This is a genomic window from Nocardia sienata NBRC 100364 (assembly GCF_001613205.1).
Taxonomy (GTDB): Bacteria; Actinomycetota; Actinomycetes; order Mycobacteriales; family Mycobacteriaceae; genus Nocardia; species Nocardia sienata.
The window spans coordinates 148,699-172,390 of sequence record NZ_BDBX01000008.1; the positions used below are offsets into that span (position 1 = coordinate 148,699).

The window sequence follows — 23,692 nt, forward strand, 5'->3', positions numbered from 1 at the left end:
CCGTGGGCCGGTAGTCGGTGTGCGCAGCCGCTGGGGCCGGATTCGCCCTACTGGAGCGATGAGCAGGAAGGCCGTCTTCCAGAGATAGTGCGCAGCTCACGAGCGGTATTCCGCCTCCCGTGCTCCCGTGTCGTCCACGAGTACGGCGAATCCGTCGAGGAGACGTTCCAGGCCGAACTCGAACGCCTCCCGCCCGCCCTGCACGCCCCCGCGAGCGGCTTGTGCGGCGACGCCGACGCGAGCGGCGACCGGGAACCTCGTCGGGTCGGCGACACTCTCGGCGATGGACATCACGACCCGCATCCACTGCTCATCGCTCAGCCCGCTCGTCCTCCGCTCCTGCCGCAGCGCATTGTCGATCCGAGTCGTCTCCGACACGTGCATCAACAGCTGCGTCAGGATGCGATCCTTGTCGATATCGCTCAGGGTGGTGGCTTCCAGCGGTCGCAGCTCGAGGTCCCGCTTGAGCATCTCGCAGGGGCCCATCAGTGACCGCGGAGACGCGAGCTCGGGCAACCAGGGATGGGTGAGTTGGAGCTCACGATTGGCGTGTGCGATCTCGGTCAGGCCGGTGCGCCAATGGGCGGTGGCAGGCTCTGGACGCGCAGAGTAGGTCTCGCGGTATGTCCGGTCGACCGCCAGGGCCAAGAGGTCTTCCTTCTTGCCGAAGCTGTAGGCCGCCATCGTCCGGACGCCGAGGCGCTCTGCCACGCCCCGCATCGAGAACCCGGTAGCTCCGCCGGCGTCGAGGACCTCAACCGCGGCAGTCACGTAGTCCGCAACAGTCAGGCCCGACCGGCCTACCGCGCGAGAGTCGTCCTCCCACAGCAGCGCCACAGTGTGTCCGAAACGCATCTCCACCGCCGATCTGCTCCGAATCTTGACCTGTCCAATACTCGCACATACTCTGTGACGTACCGATACGCTGTATCGATACGTTGTATCGACGATTGAGGAGTAGTCCAATGACCGCATTTGCCCATGACTCGCACCAGTTGGCCATGCGCGGGCTCACCGATGAGTCCGCGCCCGCGCGTGCCCAGGGCACCATTGATATCGACGCACCACCGGACCGCGTATTCGACGCGCTGGCCGACGTCACGAACTGGCCGAGCTTCCGCGGCGACGTCACCGACGCCGCGTCAGAGGGGCCGGCCGCGCCCGGGCAAGCCTTCACCTGGCGCGCCAACGGGACGCCCGTCAACTCCCGTTTCGCACTTGTCGAACGGCCCACCCGCCTCAGTTGGTCCAACGGCGCGCCCGGAATGGTCGCCTCCTGCGTCTACCAATTCAGCGCTACGCCCGCCGGCGGGACCCGCATCCGGTGCGAGGAGTCGATGGATGCGTCGGTGGCGGCCCCACACATCGACGACGCCGTCCTCCGCGCAGGCATCGCCTCATGGCTCGCGGGCATCAAAGGCTATGTCGAGGCTGGAGCGGCACCGAGCCTTGACCTCGAGTCTTAGAGGTCCCGGCAGTAACCGCCGCATGTACCTCGCGCCGGGCTGGGTGGCCGGGCTCTACACCGCTGCGGTCCTGTCCGACGCGCGCTTGTTGCTGTTCCTCCGCGCCGTGAACCCACCGGCCGTGCATCACAGCGATACCGCGGGTCAGCGACAACTCCTCCGGTGAGTCTTCACTCGGTCCGGGCTCCGAGATCGAAGCGTGGCTCGGCGAGGCACCGGCGTTCTACTTCGATCGCAGCACCCATCTGATCGCGAATCTCGACATCGCCGGATCTTCGTGGTCGCCAATTCCGGCGTGGCTCACGGCCTCTGCGGTGACCGATTGGGTGGCTACCGGACATCAGTCGGGCCGGGGACGTTCGGTGCGTCCCCGGCTGTCCCCGTCGGCCCTGAATCATTACGTTGACACCGGCCGGCGGTGTTGTTCTCCTTCAGGAGTAAGGAGGTCCCGATGGATCGATCACTGCTAGCGAGAGCAGCTCGCTCGAGTCTGCTCGGCCTGTTGGTGCCTCCCCCTTGGCCCGGACGACGCCGACGGTGCGTCGACCAACTGTGGAAGGTCGGCCGGGTACCGCTGGGGCGGGGCACCCACATTGCCTCGGGTGGTGTCGAGGTTCGCGATCACTCGCACCCCGGGGGTTGTGTCAGAATTCGCGACCAGGTGGTGTCGGAATCCACGATCAAAGCCAGCAGGCACATCTTCGGCGGCCAACGGGAGAGATGACCAGATCCCGGACTTGCCGTCCAGGCGCATCGGCCCATCGTCCTCGGCGAGCACCGTCACCGGTTCACCGACCGCGGTGTGCAGCTCCTCGACGACCGCCGCCAGGGCGATACCGGGGGCGGCCGCGCGCTCGACCAGACGACAGAACTCACTACGCTGCGGTTCCCACTGCTCGCCGGTGAGCAGGTAGGCGGCCGGGTCCGCGTACCGGCGTCAGCCCGGCACAAACACGTCCCCGCTACGCAGCCTGTCACACAATCCGGGTAACACACAGCTCCCAGTAATGCCGGTAGGCGGTGGCACTGCCGGGCCTTCGCGCCTGATCCAAGCAGCCGTTCACCGGTACGAATCCGATCGGGGTCTCGTCGAAGACCTTCCGCCGCCCGGTGGCGGTGAGCTCCACCTTGACCTTGACCCGAGGTCATGGTGGAGGCTGACCGCATGACTCGTTCAATGACCTCACCATGGACCGGCATGGTGAGTGTCGACGACACGGCTCTAGCGGTTACCGATACCCGCGGCCCCGGTCGTCCTGTTGTGTATCTCAACGGCTCCTACGCCAGTCAGCGGTCTTGGCGGCGGGTGATCGCCGAGCTCGGCCCTGAGTGGCGGCATGTCACCTATGACGAGAGGGCTCGCGGCGGGTCGAAGCGGTCGGCGGACTATTCCTTCGAGGGCTGTCTTCGTGACCTCGACGCGGTTGTCGAGGCCACCGGGGTGGACCGGCCGCTGCTGGTCGGCTGGTCCTACGGTGCGGCGCTGGCGGTGCACTGGGCCGACCGCAACCCGCACCGGGTTGCCGGCGTGGTCTCTGTCGACGGCGGAGTTCCGTGGGGATACACCGGTGAGGAAGGGCGAGAAGCAATTCAGCGTGTGTGGCGCCGGATGCGGTTGTTCCTGCCGCTCGTGCGTCCGTTCGGCATGTCCGCTTCGATGAGTGCCGCTCAGCATGCCGAGGTCAACATCGAGATCAACGAGGTCTGCGCCGCGCTCGAACCGGTCCTGGACCGATTGGCCTGTCCGGTGCGCTACATCCTTGCCACAGGTGCGAACCTCGGTGGCGGCGCGCAGGAGATGGAAGAGATGCGCGCCTCTCTCGATCCGGTGCTCCGCCGGAATCCGAATCTGCGGGTCAGCACGAAGGTGGCGAGCAACCACACCCAGATCCTGCGGAAGGATTTCCGGGCCGTCGCCGCCGCCGTTCGGGAGACCGCGACAGTACCCGATGAACAGGACCGCTGAGTCGATGACCGACGGGGTGACCATCGGCCAGGCGGCCGCGTTCGCCGGCATCACGATCAAAACGGTGCGGCACTACCACAAGCTCGGCCTGCTCGACGAGCCGGCGCGCGACAGCTCGGGCTACCGGCGATACGGCTCACCCGGACTGTTGAGGTTGGTACAGGTCAGGACACTGGCCGCCGCCGGGGTGCCGCTGGCCGACATCGGCCCGCTGATCGACTCCGACCCCGCGCAGTTCGCCGATGCACTCGCCGATGCCGAACAACGTCTCACCGCACGAATCACCGAGTTGACCGCGCAGCGAGATATGCTCCACCGGCTCACCTCCGGTGACCGCACCTTGTTGCCCGACCGCGCCGTGGCGTTGCTGGAGGGAATGCCGACCCTCGGCTTCACGCCACACGATGTGCAGACTGCCCGAGAATCCTTCGTGCTGGCCAAAGCGCTGGTCCCCGAAGGCTTCGGCGACTACCTCACCGATATCGAGCACGCGCTGCACGACCCCCGCTTCGTCGAACTGGCCAAGCGAAGCGCCGAAGTCATCGGCTGGGAACCCGACGACCCCCGTGTCGCCGAACTCGCCACCGACATGGCCGAGCACTACCTCACCAACCCCGCCCAGCTCAGGATCGTCACCGGCCTGCAAGCCCACACCGAGACCGCGACCCGGTACCGGCTGATCGCCCACCACGGCGAAAAACAGAACTCCGCCGCAGCCCGCTTGGCGTCGCTCGTCGAAACGAAACTCGCCGCCGCCGGCATCGACATCCCCCGACCGGAATAACCTCGACGCACACCCCCGCCGGTTAGCCATCCGGCGGCGATCCTGCTAGGGCTCAGTCCTTCGTCAGCACAAAAACTACATGCTCACCGGGTCTGCCAATCGAGTGTACCGGTCCATGAACCCAATCAACGGGCTCGTAGTCCCGCCCACAGCCTTCACAACGAGCCAGGTGCACCTGGATCGAACGAGCGAATCTCGGCATGACGAGAATGCAGAGGACCTATCATTACGACCAATTATATGAGACGGGGAAAAATAGCCGAGTGGCTGCTGAGTAACCGCCATTGCGTGCCGCTGTCGATTGTGCTGCACCTTGCCCCAGGTGCCCTGATTGTCGCCATCTACCTACTCATCGGCGAACCATTCATCAAAGCGATCGGATATCCGCCCCTCCTGGGCTGGGCAATCGCTCTGTGCCTGGTGCTTATACCGATCTTGCTGGGTCTGCTGTGGCTGGGTTGCAGGCACAACAGCCGCTTCTCGTTACATGGCGTGCTGCACTACACCGATAGACCACTTCCACGCGGCAAGCTTATGGCACTGGTCCTCCCACTTATCGTGTGGATGACGGTGGTGGGGTTCGCGCTGGCACCGGTGAACAACTTCTTCGAAAACTTCCTCACATGGCTTCCATACGCGAACACAGGCGGCCCCGCCGCATACCTTCAGGGGTACTCATATTCGGTGATGCTGACCACGATGGCGATATCTCTGCCGTTGACCGGAATCTCCCTCCCGCTCATCGAGGAACTATATTTCCGCGGTTTTCTTCTGCCCCGCATAGCCCATCTGAATAGATGGGCGCCGGTGATCAACACAGTCTTGTTCTCGCTCTATCACTTCTGGTCGCCGTCGGTGTTCGTAGCGCGGGTAATTTTCACGTTCCCCGGATGCTGGCTCACCTGGCGGAGGAGGGACATCCGATTGGCGATCGGTATGCACGTCGGCGTGGATTCGATCCTGGCAGCTTTCGGCACTCTCGCTGTGGCGCTGCACCTTGTTTGAGGCCGAAGAGGCTGTGGATCCAAGAGATCAGTTCAGAATGGGCTTCCGGAGGCCACGCCGGCAAGCTACCGACCGGACGCGAATCGCAATGGCTCCGACCTGCACCGATCAGGAAGTTGGTTCAGACAACTCGTGGTAGTGCCCGAAACCGTGCACGCGCGTACCGTCCGGCCAGGACAGCCGGTCCTCCAGCGCCCAGATGCCCTGTGCCGTGGTCTCACTCAGCACATCGATCTCGGGTGAGTGCCCGTGATGGATCGTCAGCGCGTCGCCGATCCGGCCGGTGCGGAAGGTGAGGAACTCGTCGGCTCCGGTGATCACCTCCCCGCCCGACTCGGACAGATCTATCACGACGTCATCGCAGAACAGTGCGCGGAACCCGGCCCAGTCCTTGGTATCCATCATGCGGAAGTAGCGGGCTTTCAGCGCGCGCAGTGCCTCGTAATCGTTCATGACCGTTCCAGGTTCGCGGTGATCGCCGGTAGGTCCAGGACCGTGCGGATGCCCGGCGGCGCCGCGCAGACGGGCGCGACGGCGTTGACCGCACGGTTGGCGGTATAGGAGGGGGAGTGTTCGGCCATCTCCACGAGCGGGAAGGGGAACACCATATCGATCTCGAGCGGAGCGTCCCCGCGCACCGACAGATGCCAGCCGGTGGGGCGGATATCCCAGCCGGTTTCGGCCTCGGCGCCGCAATGCCAGACAGCGCGGAACGATACGACGGGCTGTCCGTCGCGCCGTCCGGCGATCGTGATGCGCTGCGCCGCCACCGTGCCCTTCTCGATGGTGCCGGCGGCTATCTCGAACGTATGCCCGGCGGTAGCGACCTCGCCCGCCGCGGTGACCTCGTCAAGGGGCAGACCGATCCCGTCGGCGAGCAACCGCAGCGACGGCCCGAAGCTGTCGCGGAGATGGTCGAGCCGGGCGGTGGCGAAATCGGCCGGGGGACTACCGAATCCCATGACGTCGAACAGGATGCCCGGTGAGTTCCGCTGGGAGAGGTCGGCGTATTCCTCGATGGTCAGCGAGTCGAGCCGCCGCTGGATCGAGGCGAGCGCCAGCGGTACCGCCTCGGTGATGAATCCCGGGCTGCTGCCGGTGCTGTGGATGGAGGTGGCGCCCGCGGCGCAGGCCGCCTCCACCCGGGCCCGGATCCCGGGATCCATACTGGGCGGGTGATGGAAGAGGCCGGCCGTGGTGACGACATTCGTGCCCGCGGCCAGTATCGCGCACACCTCGTCGACCTCGCAGGTCTGCGGCATGTACAGCACGCAGTCGGGGCGCCGCGCCAGGACCTGCTCGATATCGGCGGTCGCCCGGACCCCGGTCGGTGTGTCCAGACCGCAGAGCTCGGCGGCGTCGCGCCCGTATTTGTCCGGTGACCGCGAATACAACGCGGCCAGTTCGAGATCTGGATGCGCGACGACGGCGCGCAGGGCCCGCCGCCCGATGGTGCCGGTGGCCCATTGGGCGACCCGGTACGGGCCGCCGGAGTCACGACCGGCGGCGGAGGTCGGAGTGTCTGGTTGCATCGGATGCTCCGTCCGTGGAATGTGGCACCTGCCGGTCAGGGACGGAAACGCAGCAGGGCCTCCTGCGCGAACGAGGCGACCAGGGTGCCGTCGGTGGTGAGCACGTCACCGCGCCCGTAGGCGCGACCGTGGGCGAGGACCGTGCCGTGATGGCGTAGCAGCAACCAGTCGTCGCTGCGGAACGGCCGGTGGAACCAGAGGGTGTGCGAGGTGGTGGCCGAGGTGAATTCGGTGCCGTTGCCGCTGTGTTCGAAACCGTCGACCTGGCGCAGCACCGTTCCGATCACATTCAGGTCGGTCGCGTAGGCCACCAGCCCGGGGGCGAGTTCGGGCCCGACCTCGGGAGTGCGCATCCACAGGTCGTATTCGGCCGGGCCCACCGATTTATCGCTCAGATCGGTCAGCGCGCGGGTCTCCCACGGGATGAGCCCGATCTCGATCCGGTGCTCGGGCCCCGGTAGCGGGGACGGTGCCGCGATCTCCTGGCTCTGCCTCCCGTCCTCCATCGCGGTCATGGAAACCAGCGCGGTGGCGATCACATCGCCCTTCTGACGCGCGACGATGGTGAGGGTCGCGAAGGAGCGGCCGCGGTGCTGCGGTTGGACCACGTAGTACACCGGGGCATCGCTCTTACCCTCGCGCGCGAAGATCACGTGCACGGATTTGACGGTCTTGTCCGGGCAGGCGAAAACCGCCGCACGCAGGAACTGCGCCAGCAGCTGGCCGCCGAACAAGCGGTGGTACTCGAGTTGTTGATTGGGACCCTCGAACACCGAGAGGGTGGCCTGCGGGTCGGCGGCAGGTGCGTCGTCGTCGCCGGTCTGCGGCGCGGTCGGCCGCAGGCGGAGATCCATACAGGCGAGAAGGTCGGTCCAGAGATCGGGCATACAGCGAGTGTAAGCCTGTTTCTCAAATTTGGAGAACGTTATTCTCGCTCAGTCGGCGTGCGCGAAACCCCGGGCGCAGAATTCCCAGATCTCCTCGGGGGAGATGGGATGCGCGGTCTCGTCGTCGATACCGCCGTTGGACTGCGCGGTGAACATGACCGTCTGCATCACCATGGCCGCCATCCGGCGCGGATTGACCTCGCTGCGCAGCAGCCCCGCCTTGTCGGCGTCGATCATGAGTTCGGTGAACAGCGCCAGCAGTGGAGTGTGCGCGACCTTGACCTGGGCCGGGTGGCTGACCAGCAGCTGCGGTGCGAAATCGGTGAACAGTGGACGCTGCGCGGTCGGATCCGGGCGGCACAGTTCGTAGAGGAGTTCCACGGCCAGCTGCAGCCGTTCCAGGGCGTTGTCCTTACCCGCCGCGGCCGCGCGGATCTGTTCGGCGGTCCGGCTCAGGGCGTCCTCGAACAGGGCCAGCAGCAGTTCGTGCTTACCGTCGAACTGCAGGTAGAAGCTGCGCAGGGACTGTTTCGACCGATCCACGACCTCCTGGACGGTGAAATCGGTGGTGCCCTTCTCGGTGATGATCGCCTGGGCGGCATCGAGGAAGCGCTGGACCCGCTGTTCCGCGCGTAGTTTCGCGGTACGGATCGAGCGCTCGACGGCGCGCTGCTTCCAGGCCGGTTCTTCGCTCGGGCTGGTCACCGGATGGCCCGTCCGATCCCATCGATCCCATCTGTGGAGAACATGAGTGCACTGTACCGGAGAACGTCCCATGTCTGGGCAGGCACGTCCCGTGTTCGCACCAGTGAGGAGACTATTAATTTCATCTCAAGAGAATGCTATTCTCCTGAACGTAACGCAACCCGTCACAGGAGGCAGCCCGGATGCTCTTCGAGTTCGACGCCGATCAACGGCTGCTGCGCGATACGGTCCGCGAAGTCACCGCCAAGGAATGCCCGCCCGCGGTGATCCGGGAGATCGTGGACGCCGGTGCGGATCCGGGCCGGCTGTGGAAGACCTACGTCGAGCTCGGCTGGACCGAACTCGTGGAACCGGAAGCGACCGTAGAACTCGGTATCGTGCTCGAGGGCCTGGGCCGGGCGACCGATCCCACACCCTATCTCGCCACCATGACCCAGTTCGCGCCGCTGGCAGGGGATTCGGCCGCCGCCGACGGCACCGGCGCCGCGGTGTTCGAGGGAGTCACCGCGACCCGCGACGGTGACGGCTGGCTGCTGAACGGTAGCGCCGCTCCGGTCCTGGACGGCGACCGCTGCGATCGTCTCGCGGTCGTCACCGAAGCCGGTGTGTTCGTGGTTCCCGCCCATGTCGTCACCGCCCGGCGGACCGCCGCCTTCGATCCGGTGCTGCATCTGGCCGAGGTCACCTTCGACGCGGTAAGGGTCACCGACGGCGACCGAACCGCCGCCGATCCCGAACGCGCCCGCCAGCTCGCGCTGACCGGTCTGGCGCTGACCACGGTGGGCGCCTGCCAGCGCGTCCTGGACATGGTGCTCGAGCATGTCCGCACCCGGCAGCAGTTCGATACCGCCATCGGCGCGTTCCAGGCGGTCCAGCACAAGGCGGCCGATATGCATCTGGCCATCGAGCGGGCCAGGGCGCTCGCGTATTTCGCGGCGCTGTGCCTGGCCGAGGACGATCCGCGGCGCAAGCTGGCGGCCGCGATGGCCAAAGCGGCGGCGGGTGAATGCCAGGCGACGGTATTCCGCCACGGGGTGCAGTTGTTCGGGGCCATGGGCTTCACCTGGGAAAACGATCTGCAATTCGCGATCAAGCGGGCCAAGGCCGGCGAACTGCTGTTCGGCGGGGCGGCGCGGCATCGCGCGGTGGTCGCCGCGGAATACCTCGCCGCCGCACGGTGATCGGCGACACCATGGGATCGCGTCTCCGCGGCGGCCGGGCGATCCGACGGCCGCGGGCGGCGCAGTAAACGGAAGACCCGCGCCGGGCCCGGGCCCGGCGCACCCGGAACCGAGGAGTACTGCTTTGTCGTATATCGACTACCAGGTCGCCGACAAGATCGCGACGATAACCCTGAACCGGCCCGAGGCCGCCAATGCCCAGAACTCGGCGCTGCTGGACGAACTCGATGCCGCCTGGACCCGGGCGGCCACCGACGACGAGGTCGTGGTCATCGTCCTGAATGCCGCCGGTAAGCATTTCTCGGCCGGCCACGATCTCAAGGACGACAGCTGGCCCGCCCCGGAGAAGATCACCCTCGACTGGATCTATCAGGCCGAGAGCCGACGGTACCTGGAATACACACTGCGGTGGCGCAATGTGCCCAAACCGTCGATCGCGGCAGTCCAGGGCCGGTGTATCGCGGGCGGGCTCATGCTGTGCTGGCCGTGTGACCTCATCATCGCCGCCGACAACGCGCTGTTCTCCGATCCGGTGGCGATGATGGGGATCGGCGGAGTCGAGTACCACGGGCACACCTGGGAACTCGGACCGCGCAAGGCCAAGGAGATCCTGTTCACCGGCCGGGCGGTGACCGCCGAGGAGGCCGCGCAGACCGGCATGGTGAACACGGTGGTCCCGCTGGCCGAGCTGCCGGCCAAGACCGCGGAACTGGCGGCCCAGATCGCGAAAATGCCGCCGTTCGGATTGCGCCAGGCGAAACGGGCGGTGAATCAAACGCTCGACGTCCAGGGCTTCTACGCGGCGGTGCAATCGGTTTTCGATATCCATTCCACCGGGCACGGAAACGCGCTGAGTGTGAGCGGCTATCCGATTCTGGTCGACCTCGAACAGATGAAATCGAATATCAAGTAGATCTGCCGCTCGGGGGATCGATCCGTTCGCCGCGGTATCGATCCCCCGGTATCGGAAAACGATCACCGAAAAGGAAACCGGCGGTCAGGGATTCTTCGACACGGGTAGCGTAACCCATTACGACAGCCCGGAACCCTGTTTCCGAATTTCCCTGATGGACAACGAATCGACGTGTTCATCGGAAAGGTTTCCGCCATGCGTTCCAGTAGCACCCGGCGTAGCGCCGCGCTCATCGGCCTGATGGCTCTGACGGCCACCGCCGTCCTCGGCTGCGGTGATTCCACCGACGATGCCGCCGCCACCTCGGCCCCGGCCGCCACGAGTTCGGCCGCGCCGGCCGCGGCCTCCCCGGAGGTCCAGAAGGAGATCACCGACGCTTTCGTCACCTTCTTCGACGGGAAGTCGCCGGCCGCCACGCGGGCGGGGCTCGTCGAGAAGGGGGACGCGTTCGCGCCGATGCTCGAGGGTATGGCCGCCGACCCCCGGGCCTCCGGAACGAGTGTGACCGTCGCCGCGGTCCAACTCGTCGACGACAAGACCGCGGAGGTCACCTACACCCTGCTGCTGGGCGGGAATCCGGTGCTGCCGGACCAGTCCGGGCAGGCGATCAAGGAGGGTGACACCTGGAAGGTCGCGGCGATGACGTTCTGTTCGCTGCTGGCCGTTCAGGGCAGCGGGGAGCCGAATCCGGCGTGTAGCTGATCGTCGCCCACCGGAAGGTTTCGGTCCGTCGTCGCGACATCCATCCGGTGATACCGCGCGATGGACTCTCCACCGGGCCCGGGTGCCGCGTATCGATTGCGCAGGATCGTACGCGGCCCGGGCCCGCGGTGGTCACGGCGGTGCCGGGGGCGCGGTCGAGGGGCGGCGGCTGCGGATCGTGGGGGCCGAAGAGAGGTCACCTCGGGTGCCGAGGGCCGACGGCCATCGGATGTGCGGTACGCGACCGAGGCGCGGCTGTTTACCGGATTTCTATCCGTTCAAGTGCTTCTAATTCGCCCTTGTTCCAGAGTGTCCCGGGCTAAGCTCGCCGCGGCATCTGCGGCGAACCAAGTTTTCCGTAGCTGCGCTTCATCACTCTGCAGAAAGACGAATCGATGTCACGAAGACACCGGATAGCGCGTATTGCTGCCGCGGGCGGGGTCGCGCTCGCCCTGACCGCGGCCACCGGTTGCGGTAAGTTCTTCGGCCCCGACAACTGCTATGTGTTACCCGCCGCGGAAACTCCTGGAGCCGAGAAATCGGCCACGGCAGCGGGATCCGATACCGGAGTCGCGGTCACCGAATCACCGGCCGCCGCCAGTGCCGCCATCGTGGGCGCTTATACGACATTCTTCGCCCCGGCCACCTCGACCGCGGACCGTATCGCTCTGGTGGAGCACGGTGCGGATTTCGAAACCGAGATCTCGGGAATGGCGAATCATATCCGCACGGCGCTCACCACGGTGGAGGTCACCAATGTGGTACTGGCACAACCCGGAAAAGCCGATTTACGTTTCACCTTGAGTATTTCCGGCAGTCCGGTGGTGGACGGACAGACCGGTCACGCGGTCCGCGAGGCGGACGGCTGGAAGATAGCGGCCTCCACCATGTGCGGCCTGGTCGCGATCTCCGGGGGAGTATCGCAGGCCTGCGCCTGAACCCGCGGCGACCCGGTAGCCGGAACGCCTCGTGCGGGCGTCGTTGAACCGGGCCACCGAGCCACCGCCCTGGTGCGCCGACCAGGGCGAGACGGCGATTCACAAATGCGCGAGCCGCGGCGCGTACCCCAGATCGCGGAGCATCGCGCCGGCCTCCTGGGTGAGTTCCCGGGCGCTGCCGAACAATCCGTCGAGGACCAGAGCGCGCTTGTAGTGGCGATGGAACTCGTGCTCCGCGGTGAAACCGATACCACCCAGCACCTGCTGGCAATGCCGGGCCGTCACCAACGCCGCCCGGCCCGCGGCGGCCTTCGCCAGCAGGGCGGCGAGCGCCTCGGACTCCTCGGGGCGCGGACGGTGCAGGTCCGGATGCGCCGGGTGGTGGGCATCGCCGGGCGATACCGCGAGCGCGGCCTCCGCGCCCTCGACGGCCACCAGGGATTCGGCCAGACGATGCCGGACGGCCTGGAACCCCGCCACCGGCCTGCCGAACTGATGCCGTTCGAGCGCGTGCCGCCGGGCCAGCTCGAGCATGGCCCGCGCCGACCCCACCAGCCACCAGCCCAGCGCCCGGCGGGCCGCGTTCGTCGCCGCGTCCGGCAGTGCCGCGGCTGCCTCGGTGGTGTCGTTCGTACGCGCCAACGGCAGTTCGGGATCGACGAGCTCCGGTACGCCCGCGGGTCGTTCGTCGGCCCAGCGCACCCAGGCCCCGCCCGCGAACGGGAGCGGTGTCCGCGCGCCGAGCGGCCGGTCCGCCGCGTGCGCGATCACATCGTCGAGCAGCGGAGCGTGGGCGCCGGTTTCACCGAGCAGCCGGAAGACCAGGGGCACGGCGATCTCGGCGGTATCGGCGGGACCGGTGAGCAGGTCGTGCCAGCCCAGATCGCACAGCGCCGGATACAGGCCGGCGGCGGTGGTCGCGCTCATGGTCTTGCGGAGCGTATCGGTGAGCAGAAGCTGTTCGGCGGCGTCCACCGCTCACTCCTTTCCCAGGTCGAGCAGACGGCGAGCGATGATATTGCGCTGGATCTCGGCGGTGCCGCCGTAGATGGTCGCCGCCCGCGAATACAGGAATTCCGAGCGCCATTCGGTCTCGTCGAGTTCGACGACACCCGGGAGCAGATCGCGCGCGGTATCGAACAACTGCTGTTCGGCGGTCGCCAGCAGCACCTTGTCGACGGAGGTGTCGGGTCCCAGCGCGGCGCCGCCGGCCAGGCGCCGCTGGGTGGCCCGGGACCGGCAGCGCACGGTGTGCAACGCCAGATAGGCGGCGCCGAGATCGGCGTCGTCCCCGGCCGCGGTCTGATCCAGGACCCGGTCGAGCCGGGTGAACAGGTGGGCGATGCGATGCCAGAAGCAGGTGGAGCGCTCGTACGGCAGCAGATCCATGGCGACCCGCCAGCCGTCGCCGGGCCGGCCGAGCATCCGTTCGGCGCCCACCACCACATCGTCGAAGTACACCTCGGCGAATTCGTCCACGCCGTGCATGGTGCGCAGCGGTCGTACGGTGATCCCCGGAGTGTCCATATCGACGAAGAACGCGGTGATCCCGTCGTGGCCCGGTCCGGTGCGGGTGAGCAGAACACAGCGGGCGGCGAACTGCGCCAGGCTGGTCCACACCTTCTGGCCGTTGACCACCCAGTCCGATCCGCGCTGTTCGGCACGGGTGCGCAAGGAGGCCAGATCCGAGCCGGAGCCCGGTTCGGAGAACCCCTGGCACCACTGTTCGCTGCCGTCGAGCAACCGGGGCACCATCTCGGCGGCCAGTTCGGGCCGGGCGTAGGAGATCATGGTGGGCGCGAGCACCTCGACCATGGAGTAGATACCCGGTTCGGCCAGACCGCGGGTGGCGACCTCCTCACCGAGCACCGCCCGCAACAGCGGTTCGCCGCCGAGCCCGCCGACGGTCTCCGGCCATCCGTAGCGCATCCAGCCGGCGTCGTAGAGCGCCCGCCGGACCCGGGCCAGCTGCGCGACCTGGGCGTCGAAACCGGGCTCGGGACCGGGGGTGAGGTCGTGCTCGTCCAGCCAGGCGCGCAAGCCGGACCGGAACGACTCGACTTCCGCTTCCGCCTCCGGGCCTGACCCGCTCATGTTGTGTCGATGGGGTCTGAGCGGGGGCCCTGCGTGGTTACGCTCCGCTTCCGCCTCCGGGCCTGACCCGCTCATACCGTGGGCCGCTCGAAGGCGTGTGGGATACCGGAATCGTGGATGCCGCTGCGCCGGATGAAGGTCATGGCGCGGGTCCGCAACCGCCACCCCTGCTCGGTGCGCAGGTAGGTATCGCTGTAGTAGCCGATCCGCATATCGTGGCTGGAATGCTCCACGAAGCACAGCGGCTGGGTGCCGGTGCCGGTATCGCCGTCCAGTTCGATCAGTGGGGTGCCGGTGAGGAACAGGCCCTTGGGTGCGGCGTCCACGAGTTCGGGGAACACGTCGAGGGTGTAGGTGTCGCCGAACGCGCTGTAGGTGCCGTCGGGGGTGAACACGCCGATCAGACCGTCGATATCACCCTTGGTGATGGTCACCGCGTAGCGGGCGAGCAGTTGCTGGATCTCGATCAGGTCATCGGTTGCCGCCATAGACCTTCCCGCCTTTCATCACGAACCGCACCTGCTGGGTGACGGTGATATCGGCCAGCGGATCGCCGGGGACACCGATCACATCCGCCAGCAGCCCCTCGGCCAACCGGCCGCGATCGTCGACCTGGATCAGTTCGGCCGCGGTGACCGTGGCCGCGCGCAGTACCGACAGCGGATCCAGCCCGCGCTCGACCAGTGCCACCAATTCGTCGGCGTTGCGGCCGTGCGGGATGGCCGGCGCGTCGGTGCCGACCGCGATCTTCACTCCGGCATCGAAGGCCGCCTTCACCGAAGTGCGGGCCCTGGGGAACATTTCGGCGGCCTTCGCCTGGAGTTCCGGTGCCGCCTTGGATACATCCATGGCGTCGGCGAGCCGGGTGGTCGGCACCAGGTAGGTGCCTTCGCGGACCATGAGGTCGATGGCCTCGTCGTCCACCAGGAACCCGTGCTCGATACAGTCGATCCCGGCCCCGACGGCCTCTTTCACCGCGTCCGCGCCATGGGTGTGGGCGGCCACCCGGAGGCCGCGCCGGTGCGCCTCGTCCACGATCGCCCGCAGTTCCTCGGTCGAATAGTGCTGGGCGCCGGGCGCGCCCGTCAGCGACATGACCCCGCCGGACACACAGACCTTGATCAGCTGGGCGCCGTGTTTGATCTGGTACCGGACCGCCTTGCGTACCTCGTCCACACCGTTGGCGATCCCTTCCTCCAGCGTCAGCTTCAGCACATCCGGCGCGAAGGCGGAGAACATGGTCGGGTCCAGATGCCCGCCGGTCGGGGTGATGGCGTGTCCGGCGGGCACGATGCGCGGGCCGTCGATCCAGCCCGCGTCGATGGCCTTGCCGAGCGCCACGTCCAGCAGATAACCGCCCGTTTTGACGAAGAGACCGAGATTGCGCACCGTGGTGAACCCGGCACGCAGCGTGCGCCGGGCATTGCCCACCGCGCGCAACATGCGCAGCGGTGGATCGTCCTGCACCGAGGAGGTCAGGCCGGTTTCGCCCCGTCCGCCCATCAGCAGGTTGACCTCCATATCCATCAACCCCGGCAGCAGGACCAGATCGCCCAGTTCGACAATCTCGCCCTCGGGTTCGCCCCCGACCCCGACGATCCGGTCACCCTCGACGCGCAGTATGCCGGGCCGGACGATCTCGCCGGTGTCCACATCGAGCAGCCCGGCGGCTCGCAGCGTCAGCACCTCACACCACCGGCTCCCGCACGATGTCGAGGTAGGCGGCGCCACTGTCGGGCACCCGCGGCTGCTTCCACACCTCCACCGGGAACGAGGCCATCACCAGCGACTGCAGCAGATGGAACAGATTGCGGGCGTCATCGGGCAGATCGTCGAGGTCGAACCGGTCGCAGTAGGCGATGGCGTCCTCGAGCCGCGCCATTCCCGCGTCATAGAACTCCTGCATCTCCGGCATCGTGGAGGCCAGCCGTTTGGCGTAGCGCTCGGGTTCGGTGGGCAGGATCCAGTCCTCGAACCGCGCCAGATCGGCGAATTCGGCGGGCAGTTTCGACTCAGTTGCCATTGCGGTACTCCTCGACTTTCTTCTGGGCGGTCTTGTGCAGGTGGCGCAGCAGGATCTCCTGGTCGTTGAGCGGGAAGTCGGTGACGGTGCGGGTCGCGATCATGGTCTGGGTGGCCTCGAGGGTGTTGGCGTCCTGCAACGCGTATTCTTTGAAGGTCACCCCGGCCAGTTCCTGGGCCAGGCGTTCCCGGGCGGTCTTCGCGGGCACGAAGTACAGGTTGGCCTCGAAGACGTGCTTGTTCACCGCGGTCGGCCAGTAGTGGTAGGTGAGGTACCAGCCCGGCGCCCAGAACAGCAGCGAGAAATTGGGCCAGATCTCGAATTCGTCCACGCCCCAGGCCTTGTGCCCGCTGGGGTTGATGCCCACGGGCAGCGGGTCCAAGCCCTCGATATCGGGCCGGTCCCACGGGCCGAACAGACCACTGCGCAGCACACGTTCGATCGGTTTGACCATGTTCAGGTCCTTGGGCGGCGCCATCCCGCCCCAGGAGGAGATCATGGAATGCGGAGCCTGCAATTCGTAGTGCAGCGCCTCGTAGCCGTAGCCGGCGAGTTTGTCGGCCTCGTCCTTGACCGCCTGCTTCATATGCAGGATCGGCGCGTGATAGAACTCGGCGAACGCGTCGATGAACAGCTTCCAGTTGCTGCCGACCTCGGCCCGGTAGCTGAACACCTCGGTCATCTCGTGGAACGGATAGCCTTCGAGGCCCTTGATCATCGGGCCGAGGAAGGTGGTCAGCGGTTCGGCGTCGTGGTCGAGGTTGACGAAGATGAACCCCTCCCACACCTCGCAGCGCACATCCTTGAGGCCGTAGTCGGCGCGGTCGAGGCCGAAAAATTCCTTCTCCTGCTGGACGAAGGTCAACTCGCCCTCGAGGCTGTAGCGCCAGGCGTGGTATTTGCAGGTGAATTGTTTGCAGAAGCCCGAGGTCTCCTCGTTGGGGAAATCGTCCCAGACGAGTTTGTTGCCGCGGTGGCGGCAGACGTTGTGGTAGGCGTGAACCTGATCGTCGTTGCCGCGGACGATGATCAGCGAGGTACCCGCGGCGGAGAGCTCCTTGGTGAAATAGCTGCCCTTGCGCGGCAGCCGTTCCACCCGGCCGACATTGAGCCAGGTCCGCTTGAAGATGGCATTGCGCTCGTCCTCGTAGAACTGCGGGTCGATGGAATCGCTGTAGTCGACCGGTTCGGTGCCCAGGTCCGGGTAATGCTCGGTCCAGCTACCCGCTGCCGGTTTGTTGAAGTGTGCCAAGGGATTACCTCTCGTACTCGGAACGGACGCCGAAGGTGTTGAAAGCCGCGGCGAGCGTGTTGTAGGTGCCGATGGTGAAGATCAGGTCCATGCGCTGCTGTTCGTCGAGGTGGGCGCACAGCGCGTCCCAGGTGCCATCGGCCAGATTCGACTTCTCGTCGAGCTCGTCGACCGCGCGCAGGATCAGCTGGTCGAGCGCCGCGGTGGCCTCACCCCGCCGGACGGCGTCGATCTCGGCTTCGGTGATCCCCTCCGCCAGCGCGGCTTCCCGGTGATGGTTCCACTCGTAGACACAGTCCCGGCGGTGCGCGACCCGCAGGATCGCGAGCTCGCGCAGGCGAGCCGGCAGCGACGACCGGAACAGCAGATGGACGTTCAGGGTCAGGAACGCCTTGGTGAGCGCCGGATGCCGGACCAGCGTCGATAGAGCGTTGCTCGCGGATTCCGGATTGCGCAGCCGGCGGGGGAGCATCACCCGGAGCGCGGCGTCGACTTCGTCGTCCCACTCTTCGGCGGGTAGCGGCGGTACACGCATCGCGCCTCCTCTCGATGAGAATGGTATTCTCGCTTTCGGATAACAGGTTTCCATGCGGTGGCCCGTTAGTCAACGCGAGGGCCTACGGACAGGTCGCGGCCACTGCGAAGCCCCGGATGCGGTCGATGTCCGGGACACCGCGTGCCATGACGTCGGACCTTTGGGTAACCGAAAAACAGGATATTGATTCTCGATTAGTGAGAAGCTAGTTTTCATTCACCGAGAGCTATGGACGCGGCCCGGCCGACCGGGAAGTCTCGCCGCGGAACTCGGTGCGCGGGCGGATGCTGTACCGCCCGATCACGATCGGCCGGCCGATGGGGCCGGCGCAGAAAGGACCGTCGTGAGACCGAAGCGCATAGCCGCCGGCCTGATCGCCGTGGCATTGCTCGCCACCGCCGGTTGCGGAGGCCGTACCGGGACCGAAACCGAGAACACGTCGTCCGGTGACTCGGTGGTCGCCGATTTCGGGGACCTGACCGGTGTATGCCAGGACGGTGACGCCTCCGGGGCAACGACCCAGGGCGTCACCGACACCGAGATCACCGTCGGCGTCTTCTCCGATGTCGGCTATTCGAAGAACCCGGAGTTCGTCGACGCGGCGAAGGTGTTCACTTCGTGGTGCAATGCCGCGGGCGGGATCAACGGCCGCACAATCACCACCCAAACCCGCGATGCCAAGCTGATGGCGGTACGCCAGAAGATGGTGGAGGCCTGCCGGACCGATTTCGCGTTGGTGGGCGGGGGTGCCGGGCTCGACGGTCTGGGCGTGAAGGAACGCCTGGAGTGCACCCTGCCCGATATCCCGGCGCAGGTCTCCCAGCAGCCCAATCTCGGCACCGATCTGCAGGTGATCCCCTCACCCAGCACCTATGCCCACTACGACCCCTACAACGCCTTCCGGCGGTGGCTGACCACGGAGGCCTACCCGCAGTCGGCCGGCGCGGTCGGGATCATCAACGGCGACTCCCCGGTCACCAAGGTCCTCGGTGACAAGGCCGTCGAATCGCTGAAGGCGATGGGCGCGAATGTCATCTACAACGAGCTGTACCCGGTCGGCGGGGTGACCGACTGGACACCCTACGCGCAGGCCATCAAGAGCAGCGGGGTCCGCGGGCTGATCTGGTACGGCGAGGACGCGCCGCTGGCCAAACTCGAGGAGAAGCTGACCTCGATGGACTACAAGCTCGACTGGATCGACCCGAACAACAACGCTTTCCGGCCCGACTACGTCGACCTGCTCGGGCGCTCGGCGAGTTACCAGAACAACCTGGTGGATCTGGGCGGGGTGGTACCGCCGCAGCTGGCCGGCGAATCCGAGGCCATGCAGCAATTGCAGGATCTGTACCAGAAGTACGCGCCGGACGCGGTGATCACCCTGCCGGCCGTCCGTGCCTTCTCGGCCTGGTTGCTGTTCGCGAAAGCGGCGAGCAGCTGCGGTGCCGAGCTGACCCGGACCTGCCTGATCGAGGCGGCGCAGAAAGAGAACGCCTGGAGCGGGGGCGGGCTGCACAGTCCGAACGACCTCACCAACAAAGACGCTCCGCCCACCTGCTTCAACGTCATGCAAGCGACTCCCGACGGCTGGAAGCCCGCCGAATTCGGTGCCGACAACGGGCTGTTCCGCTGCAACACCCCGCCCTATCGCTACACCGGTAACTACGGCGAGCCGATGACGCTCGCCGATGTCGGCAAGACCATGGCCGACGTCGAGTAATCGATCATGGATCAATTCCTCGCCTTCGGGATCGTCGGGCTGAGCACCGCCGCTGTCTACGCCGTCATCGGCAGCGGTCTGGTGCTCACCCATACGACCACCGGCATCTTCAACTTCGCACACGGCGCCGCCGGCATGATGGCGGCGTTCTCGTACTGGCAGCTCACCGCCGGCTGGGATGTCCCGGTCCCGATCGCCCTGGCGATCGTGCTGCTGGTACTGGCGCCGCTGTCCGGTCTGCTGGTGGAGCGGGCGTTGCGGGCGGTCCAGGGTCTCGGTGACGCGGAGAAACTCGTGATGACGGTCGCGCTGCTGAGTGGGCTCATCGCCACCGCGCGCTGGATCTGGGATCCGATGCAGGCCCGCACCCTGCCCAACTTCTTCGCCGAGACCGAACCCCTCCGGATCGGATCGGCCACCGTCACCTGGCATCAGGCGCTCACCATGCTGGTGGCGGTCGCCGTCGCGGTGGGTCTGCGGGTGCTGCTGTTCAACACCCGCACCGGGGCGGAGATGCGGGCCACCGTCGACGATCGGGCGCTGGCCGGGCTCACCGGCGCGGACCCGATCCGGGCCAACCGGGTCGCGTGGATCCTGGGCATCGAATTGGCCGCCGTGGGCGGCATTCTCATCGCTCCGACGGTCTCGCTGGACGCCGCCACGCTGTCGCTGCTCATCGTCAGCGCCTACACCGCGGCCATCTTCGGCCGCCTGCGCAGCCTGCCGATGACCTTCGTCGGCGCGATCGTGGTCGGGCTCATGGAAAGCTACCTGACCGGGTATCTGCCGCAGAACGAATACCTGCCCGGACTTCGGCTCGCCGCGCCGGCGCTGTTGCTGCTGATCGCGCTGCTGCTCTTCCCGCACGGCCGGTTGCGCGGCCGCGACCGCAAACTCAGCCCGGTACCCACCCCCTCGCGCGGCGGTGCGCTGTTCTTCGCCGGCGTGATCGCGCTGCTCGGCCTGATGGTCGCCACCACGCTCGGCGAGAGCGATCTGATCGCCTACGGTCCGATGTTCGCCTTCGGTGTCATCGCGCTGTCGTTCGTCCCGCTGTCCGGTTACGCGGGACAAATCTCGCTGGCCCAGCTCAGCATGGCCGGTATCGGCGCGGTCGCCTACGCCCATCTGGCCCCGGACGGGCAGTGGTGGGGGTTGCTCGGGGCGGTACTGATCGCGGCCGTCGCGGGCGCGGTGGTCGCGGTGCCGGCGCTGCGCTTGTCCGGGGTGTATCTCGCCCTGGGCACCGCGGCCTTCGCGGTGATCCTGGACCGGTGGATCTTCACCCTGCCCGCCTTCGAGATCGGCGGCGTGCGGATCGCGTTCTTCGACCAGGGCTCGGTGGAAGTGGCCGGAGTGAACCTCTTCGGGCTGAAACTGGACGAGACCGCGCAGATCACCGTTTTCGCGGCGGTCTGCCTGGCATTGGCCACCCTCGGTGTCGCGGTGCTGCGCCGCGGGCGCTTCGGTCGCCGGCTGATCGCGTTGCGCGACAGCGAGGCCGCCTACGCCACCCTCGGCGGCAACCTGCTGCTGGCCAAGGTCGCGGTCTTCGCGCTCAGTGCGGGCCTGGCCGGATTGGGCGGCGCGCTCTACGGCATGCAGATCGGGTCGGTGACACCGGAACAGTTCAATTTCGTGGCCGGTATGCCGATCTTCCTGGTGGCCGTATTCGCCGGACTCGGCGCCCTGGGCAACGGGCTGTTCGTCGGTGTCGCGCTCTACGGGCCGCTGCTGGCGGTCCCGGTGCTCTTCCCGTCCACCGAGAACCTGATCCATGTGATCCCGGCGCTGGCCGGTATCGCCTTCGGTGGCGGTGTGGTGAGCCACGGTGCCGTGGCGCGGATGCGGGAGGGTTTCGAGGCGGCCATCCGCAACCGGGTGGCCTTGGCCGCCATGATCGGTATCCCGGTGGTGCTGTGGCTGCTGCGGCTGGCCGGTGCCGTCGACGGCTGGATCCTGTTCTGGGGCTCGGTGATCGGTGTTCTCGCGGTGCGGATATGGGCGAACAACCGGGAGCAGCGCGTCGCCGCGAGCGAACCGGATGTACCGGTCGAATGGTGGGGTGTGAAACGCCCGTGGCGAGCCACGGACAAGGAGGTGCTCGACCATGCCGTCACTGCTGCACGTTAGCGATGTCACCGTGACCTTCGGCGGCCGGCGGGCCCTCGACGGTGCCGGGCTGCGCGCCGAGGCCGGGCAGGTCACCGGCCTGATCGGCCCCAACGGAGCGGGGAAGAGCACCCTGTTCGATGTGATCTGCGGATTGCGGCGTCCCGCGGCGGGCCGGGTCCGGCTGAGTGAGAAGGACATCACCCGACTGGCTCCGGCGCGCCGGGCCCGGCACGGGATGGCACGCACCTTCCAGCGGCTCGAACTGTTCGGCCGGCTCTCGGTCCGCGACAACCTGCTCGTGGCCGCCGAACTCGGCCCGCACCGGCGGCGCGCCGCGCAGCTCACCGACGAGATCATCGACCGTCTCGAACTGGGCGCCCGCGCCGGCGATCTCGCCGACGCCCTGCCCACCGGCCTGGCCCGGCTCGTCGAAGTGGGCCGGGCGCTGGCCGTGCGGCCCACACTGCTGCTGCTCGACGAACCCGCCGCCGGGCAGGACAGTACGGAAACGGACCGGTTCGCCGGGCTGCTGCGTTCGGTCGCCGCCGACGGCACCGCCGTGGTGCTGGTCGAACACGATATGGGCCTGGTGATGAACGTCTGCGATCACGTGTACGTCCTGGACCTCGGCACGGTGATCGCCGACGGGACCCCGGAGCGGATACGCGCCGACGAACACGTCCTTGCCGCATACCTGGGGGCCGCATGAGCACCTTGCTGGAACTACGCGGTATCCGCGCCGCCTACGGGGCGATCACCGTATTGCACGGTGTCGATCTGAGTGTGCGCGCGGGCGAGGTGGTCGCGCTGCTCGGCCCCAACGGCGCCGGTAAGACCACCACGCTCTCGGTCGCGGCCGGGGTGCATCCGATCGCGGAGGGGGAACTCCGCCTCGGCGGCCGCGTGGTGAACGGCGTCGACCCCCGGGATCTGGCCCGCGCGGGGGTCTGCCTGATTCCCGAGGGCCGGGGCATCTTCCCGAACCTCACCGTGCGCGACAACCTGCTCATGATGACCTTCACCGGCCGACCCCGCGAACAGATCGAGGAGATCGCCTTCGCCCGTTTCCCGATCCTGGCCCAGCGGGCCGGACAGACCGCGGGCACGCTCTCCGGCGGTGAACAGCAGATGCTGGCACTGGCGCGTGGCCTGGCCACCGATCCGGCGGTGCTGATGCTGGACGAATTGTCCATGGGTCTCGCGCCGCTGGTGGTGGGCCGGCTCTACGAACAGGTCGCCGAGATCGCCCGGCAGGGCGTCGCGGTGCTCGTCGTCGAACAGTTCGCCGCCGCCGTACTGGATATCGCCGACTCCGCCGCCGTCCTGGTGCGCGGCCGCGTCGAATATCAGGGCCCGCCCGACCAAGGGCTCCGCAACGAATTGGCCACTCTCTACCTAGGAAGTTCCGCATGACCGACTCGACCCGGGCCGACCGTTTCGTCGCCGAGCTCGCCGAACTGAAGATCCCCGACCCCGCCGCCGGCCGCGGCGCGCTGTGGTTGCGCGCGGGCGTGGCACTGCTGATTCTCGGGCCGGTGGTGACGGTGCCGGCATACCTGATGTCGCACAACACCTCCGACGCGCTGGTCCAGCGGGACGCGCTCGTCATCGCGCTGGCCGGGGTGGCGCTGAGCATCGTGGGGGCGGCGCTGTTCCTGCGCTACTCCTTGACCGGGGTGCTGCGGTACTGGATGGCCCGGCAGTCCTACGACCTGGCCCTGCTGGCCGAGCGGCTGCCCGGGGTGGCCGAGAAGGAACCCGGTGAGGTCGCGGTGCCACAGCGGTGAGAGTCCGCGGCCTACCGCGGTGAACCGCACCGGGACAGCGGCGGTCGGCCGCGCCGGGCCACCGCGGTGGGGCCGGGTGCGCGGCGGCGG

General features: G+C 67.2%; 26 protein-coding genes and 1 pseudogene. 14 read left to right on the forward strand and 13 right to left on the reverse strand.

Going from position 1 to position 23,692, the window contains the following annotated elements; translation table 11 throughout:
- Positions 1-96: 96 nt before the first annotated feature.
- On the reverse strand, positions 97-837 hold the full coding sequence (locus NS4_RS08235; RefSeq protein WP_169811739.1) for a TetR/AcrR family transcriptional regulator: 741 nt from the start codon (positions 835-837) through the stop codon (positions 97-99).
- 128 nt (positions 838-965) lie between these two features.
- Here NS4_RS08235 and NS4_RS08240 point away from each other — a divergent pair, with 128 nt between their 5' ends.
- A complete protein-coding gene (locus NS4_RS08240; protein ID WP_063058898.1) occupies positions 966-1,466 on the forward strand; it encodes an SRPBCC family protein in 501 nt (166 codons plus the stop codon).
- A gap of 22 nt (positions 1,467-1,488) precedes the next feature.
- Positions 1,489-1,632, forward strand: a complete 144-nt coding sequence (locus NS4_RS32080; protein WP_157105939.1) for a hypothetical protein — start codon at positions 1,489-1,491, stop codon at positions 1,630-1,632.
- A 522-nt stretch (positions 1,633-2,154) separates the two neighbouring features.
- Here NS4_RS32080 and NS4_RS33850 read toward each other — a convergent pair.
- Positions 2,155-2,590 (reverse strand): annotated as a pseudogene (locus tag NS4_RS33850) (Tn3 family transposase); the annotation flags it as partial.
- A 41-nt stretch (positions 2,591-2,631) separates the two neighbouring features.
- On the opposite strand from NS4_RS33850, the gene NS4_RS08245 reads away from it, so the two are divergent.
- The 3 genes from NS4_RS08245 to NS4_RS08255 all read left to right on the forward strand — a co-directional run bounded on the left by NS4_RS08245 (position 2,632) and on the right by NS4_RS08255 (position 5,221).
- Positions 2,632-3,432 carry an alpha/beta fold hydrolase gene (locus tag NS4_RS08245; protein ID WP_063058899.1) on the forward strand — a complete coding sequence of 267 codons (801 nt, stop codon included), beginning with the start codon at positions 2,632-2,634 and terminating at the stop codon, positions 3,430-3,432.
- Positions 3,416-4,216 carry a MerR family transcriptional regulator gene (locus NS4_RS08250; RefSeq protein ID WP_063058900.1) on the forward strand — a complete coding sequence of 267 codons (801 nt, stop codon included), beginning with the start codon at positions 3,416-3,418 and terminating at the stop codon, positions 4,214-4,216. Before NS4_RS08245 ends, NS4_RS08250 begins: the two co-directional genes overlap by 17 nt.
- 240 nt (positions 4,217-4,456) lie before the next feature.
- On the forward strand, positions 4,457-5,221 hold the full coding sequence (locus tag NS4_RS08255) for a CPBP family intramembrane glutamic endopeptidase (RefSeq protein ID WP_063058901.1): 765 nt from the start codon (positions 4,457-4,459) through the stop codon (positions 5,219-5,221).
- Between the two features lie 108 nt (positions 5,222-5,329).
- Here the strand turns inward: NS4_RS08255 and NS4_RS08260 are convergent, their stop codons facing one another.
- The 4 genes from NS4_RS08260 to NS4_RS08275 are packed head-to-tail and all read right to left on the reverse strand — an operon-like array spanning position 5,330 to position 8,345.
- Positions 5,330-5,674: a nuclear transport factor 2 family protein gene (locus NS4_RS08260; RefSeq protein WP_063058902.1), complete on the reverse strand. Its 345-nt coding sequence runs from the start codon at positions 5,672-5,674 to the stop codon at positions 5,330-5,332.
- Positions 5,671-6,753, reverse strand: coding sequence for an NAD(P)H-dependent amine dehydrogenase family protein (locus NS4_RS08265; protein WP_063058903.1), 1,083 nt, complete (start codon positions 6,751-6,753; stop codon positions 5,671-5,673). The genes NS4_RS08260 and NS4_RS08265 overlap by 4 nt, the downstream gene beginning before the upstream one ends.
- Positions 6,754-6,788: 35 nt before the next feature.
- Complete coding sequence (locus tag NS4_RS08270) at positions 6,789-7,640, reverse strand: acyl-CoA thioesterase (RefSeq protein ID WP_063058904.1); 852 nt, start codon at positions 7,638-7,640, stop codon at positions 6,789-6,791.
- Between the two features lie 48 nt (positions 7,641-7,688).
- Positions 7,689-8,345, reverse strand: a complete 657-nt coding sequence (locus NS4_RS08275) for a TetR/AcrR family transcriptional regulator (protein WP_063058905.1) — start codon at positions 8,343-8,345, stop codon at positions 7,689-7,691.
- 182 nt (positions 8,346-8,527) lie between these two features.
- On the opposite strand from NS4_RS08275, the gene NS4_RS08280 reads away from it, so the two are divergent.
- The 4 genes from NS4_RS08280 to NS4_RS08295 all read left to right on the forward strand — a co-directional run bounded on the left by NS4_RS08280 (position 8,528) and on the right by NS4_RS08295 (position 12,079).
- The gene (locus tag NS4_RS08280) at positions 8,528-9,526 is read left to right on the forward strand and encodes an acyl-CoA dehydrogenase family protein (RefSeq protein ID WP_063058906.1); all 999 of its coding nucleotides are present in this window, start codon (positions 8,528-8,530) and stop codon (positions 9,524-9,526) included.
- A 124-nt stretch (positions 9,527-9,650) separates the two neighbouring features.
- Complete coding sequence (locus NS4_RS08285; protein ID WP_063058907.1) at positions 9,651-10,439, forward strand: enoyl-CoA hydratase; 789 nt, start codon at positions 9,651-9,653, stop codon at positions 10,437-10,439.
- Positions 10,440-10,634: 195 nt separating this feature from the next.
- Positions 10,635-11,141 (forward strand): MTB12 C-terminal domain-containing protein, encoded by a 507-nt coding sequence (locus tag NS4_RS08290; RefSeq protein WP_063058966.1) that lies wholly within the window; start codon positions 10,635-10,637, stop codon positions 11,139-11,141.
- A gap of 395 nt (positions 11,142-11,536) precedes the next feature.
- Complete coding sequence (locus tag NS4_RS08295; protein ID WP_157105940.1) at positions 11,537-12,079, forward strand: MTB12 C-terminal domain-containing protein; 543 nt, start codon at positions 11,537-11,539, stop codon at positions 12,077-12,079.
- Between the two features lie 99 nt (positions 12,080-12,178).
- On the opposite strand, the gene NS4_RS08300 is transcribed toward NS4_RS08295, so the two are convergent.
- From NS4_RS08300 to NS4_RS08330, 7 genes are all read right to left on the reverse strand, one after another.
- Positions 12,179-13,006 (reverse strand): acyl-CoA dehydrogenase family protein, encoded by an 828-nt coding sequence (locus NS4_RS08300; RefSeq protein ID WP_063058967.1) that lies wholly within the window; start codon positions 13,004-13,006, stop codon positions 12,179-12,181.
- 51 nt (positions 13,007-13,057) lie between these two features.
- Positions 13,058-14,173, reverse strand: a complete 1,116-nt coding sequence (locus NS4_RS08305) for an acyl-CoA dehydrogenase family protein (protein ID WP_063058909.1) — start codon at positions 14,171-14,173, stop codon at positions 13,058-13,060.
- Between the two features lie 71 nt (positions 14,174-14,244).
- Positions 14,245-14,661: a nuclear transport factor 2 family protein gene (locus NS4_RS08310; RefSeq protein WP_039822991.1), complete on the reverse strand. Its 417-nt coding sequence runs from the start codon at positions 14,659-14,661 to the stop codon at positions 14,245-14,247.
- On the reverse strand, positions 14,645-15,859 hold the full coding sequence (locus NS4_RS08315; protein ID WP_063058910.1) for a metal-dependent hydrolase family protein: 1,215 nt from the start codon (positions 15,857-15,859) through the stop codon (positions 14,645-14,647). The genes NS4_RS08310 and NS4_RS08315 overlap by 17 nt, the downstream gene beginning before the upstream one ends.
- A gap of 1 nt (position 15,860) precedes the next feature.
- The gene (locus tag NS4_RS08320; RefSeq protein ID WP_030521075.1) at positions 15,861-16,196 is read right to left on the reverse strand and encodes a hypothetical protein; all 336 of its coding nucleotides are present in this window, start codon (positions 16,194-16,196) and stop codon (positions 15,861-15,863) included.
- Positions 16,186-17,448: an aromatic ring-hydroxylating oxygenase subunit alpha gene (locus NS4_RS08325; protein ID WP_063058911.1), complete on the reverse strand. Its 1,263-nt coding sequence runs from the start codon at positions 17,446-17,448 to the stop codon at positions 16,186-16,188. Before NS4_RS08325 ends, NS4_RS08320 begins: the two co-directional genes overlap by 11 nt.
- Before the next feature lie 4 nt (positions 17,449-17,452).
- Complete coding sequence (locus NS4_RS08330) at positions 17,453-17,983, reverse strand: carboxymuconolactone decarboxylase family protein (RefSeq protein ID WP_063058912.1); 531 nt, start codon at positions 17,981-17,983, stop codon at positions 17,453-17,455.
- Positions 17,984-18,326: 343 nt separating this feature from the next.
- Here NS4_RS08330 and NS4_RS08335 point away from each other — a divergent pair, with 343 nt between their 5' ends.
- Genes NS4_RS08335 through NS4_RS08355 form a run of 5 tightly spaced genes read left to right on the forward strand, consistent with a single transcriptional unit; the run spans position 18,327 to position 23,602 of the window.
- A complete protein-coding gene (locus NS4_RS08335; RefSeq protein ID WP_063058913.1) occupies positions 18,327-19,700 on the forward strand; it encodes an ABC transporter substrate-binding protein in 1,374 nt (457 codons plus the stop codon).
- A gap of 6 nt (positions 19,701-19,706) precedes the next feature.
- Complete coding sequence (locus NS4_RS08340; protein ID WP_063058914.1) at positions 19,707-21,833, forward strand: branched-chain amino acid ABC transporter permease; 2,127 nt, start codon at positions 19,707-19,709, stop codon at positions 21,831-21,833.
- Complete coding sequence (locus NS4_RS08345) at positions 21,811-22,524, forward strand: ABC transporter ATP-binding protein (protein ID WP_063058915.1); 714 nt, start codon at positions 21,811-21,813, stop codon at positions 22,522-22,524. Before NS4_RS08340 ends, NS4_RS08345 begins: the two co-directional genes overlap by 23 nt.
- Complete coding sequence (locus NS4_RS08350; RefSeq protein ID WP_063058916.1) at positions 22,521-23,228, forward strand: ABC transporter ATP-binding protein; 708 nt, start codon at positions 22,521-22,523, stop codon at positions 23,226-23,228. The genes NS4_RS08345 and NS4_RS08350 overlap by 4 nt, the downstream gene beginning before the upstream one ends.
- The gene (locus tag NS4_RS08355) at positions 23,225-23,602 is read left to right on the forward strand and encodes a hypothetical protein (protein WP_063058917.1); all 378 of its coding nucleotides are present in this window, start codon (positions 23,225-23,227) and stop codon (positions 23,600-23,602) included. Before NS4_RS08350 ends, NS4_RS08355 begins: the two co-directional genes overlap by 4 nt.
- The last annotated feature ends 90 nt before the right edge of the window (positions 23,603-23,692 follow it).

Excerpts from the sequence above, each read along its gene's own strand:
- NS4_RS08240 (WP_063058898.1), top strand. The coding sequence starts at position 966 with ATGACCGCATTTGCCCATGACTCGCACCAGTTGGCCATGCGCGGGCTC.
- NS4_RS32080 (WP_157105939.1), top strand. The coding sequence starts at position 1,489 with ATGTACCTCGCGCCGGGCTGGGTGGCCGGGCTCTACACCGCTGCGGTC.
- NS4_RS08245 (WP_063058899.1), top strand. The coding sequence starts at position 2,632 with ATGACTCGTTCAATGACCTCACCATGGACCGGCATGGTGAGTGTCGAC.
- NS4_RS08250 (WP_063058900.1), top strand. The coding sequence starts at position 3,416 with ATGAACAGGACCGCTGAGTCGATGACCGACGGGGTGACCATCGGCCAG.
- NS4_RS08255 (WP_063058901.1), top strand. The coding sequence starts at position 4,457 with ATGAGACGGGGAAAAATAGCCGAGTGGCTGCTGAGTAACCGCCATTGC.
- NS4_RS08260 (WP_063058902.1), bottom strand. The coding sequence starts at position 5,674 with ATGAACGATTACGAGGCACTGCGCGCGCTGAAAGCCCGCTACTTCCGC.
- NS4_RS08265 (WP_063058903.1), bottom strand. The coding sequence starts at position 6,753 with ATGCAACCAGACACTCCGACCTCCGCCGCCGGTCGTGACTCCGGCGGC.
- NS4_RS08270 (WP_063058904.1), bottom strand. The coding sequence starts at position 7,640 with ATGCCCGATCTCTGGACCGACCTTCTCGCCTGTATGGATCTCCGCCTG.
- NS4_RS08280 (WP_063058906.1), top strand. The coding sequence starts at position 8,528 with ATGCTCTTCGAGTTCGACGCCGATCAACGGCTGCTGCGCGATACGGTC.
- NS4_RS08290 (WP_063058966.1), top strand. The coding sequence starts at position 10,635 with ATGCGTTCCAGTAGCACCCGGCGTAGCGCCGCGCTCATCGGCCTGATG.
- NS4_RS08295 (WP_157105940.1), top strand. The coding sequence starts at position 11,537 with ATGTCACGAAGACACCGGATAGCGCGTATTGCTGCCGCGGGCGGGGTC.
- NS4_RS08300 (WP_063058967.1), bottom strand. The coding sequence starts at position 13,006 with ATGAGCGCGACCACCGCCGCCGGCCTGTATCCGGCGCTGTGCGATCTG.
- NS4_RS08305 (WP_063058909.1), bottom strand. The coding sequence starts at position 14,173 with ATGAGCGGGTCAGGCCCGGAGGCGGAAGCGGAAGTCGAGTCGTTCCGG.
- NS4_RS08310 (WP_039822991.1), bottom strand. The coding sequence starts at position 14,661 with ATGGCGGCAACCGATGACCTGATCGAGATCCAGCAACTGCTCGCCCGC.
- NS4_RS08320 (WP_030521075.1), bottom strand. The coding sequence starts at position 16,196 with ATGGCAACTGAGTCGAAACTGCCCGCCGAATTCGCCGATCTGGCGCGG.
- NS4_RS08330 (WP_063058912.1), bottom strand. The coding sequence starts at position 17,983 with ATGCGTGTACCGCCGCTACCCGCCGAAGAGTGGGACGACGAAGTCGAC.
- NS4_RS08340 (WP_063058914.1), top strand. The coding sequence starts at position 19,707 with ATGGATCAATTCCTCGCCTTCGGGATCGTCGGGCTGAGCACCGCCGCT.
- NS4_RS08345 (WP_063058915.1), top strand. The coding sequence starts at position 21,811 with ATGCCGTCACTGCTGCACGTTAGCGATGTCACCGTGACCTTCGGCGGC.
- NS4_RS08350 (WP_063058916.1), top strand. The coding sequence starts at position 22,521 with ATGAGCACCTTGCTGGAACTACGCGGTATCCGCGCCGCCTACGGGGCG.
- NS4_RS08355 (WP_063058917.1), top strand. The coding sequence starts at position 23,225 with ATGACCGACTCGACCCGGGCCGACCGTTTCGTCGCCGAGCTCGCCGAA.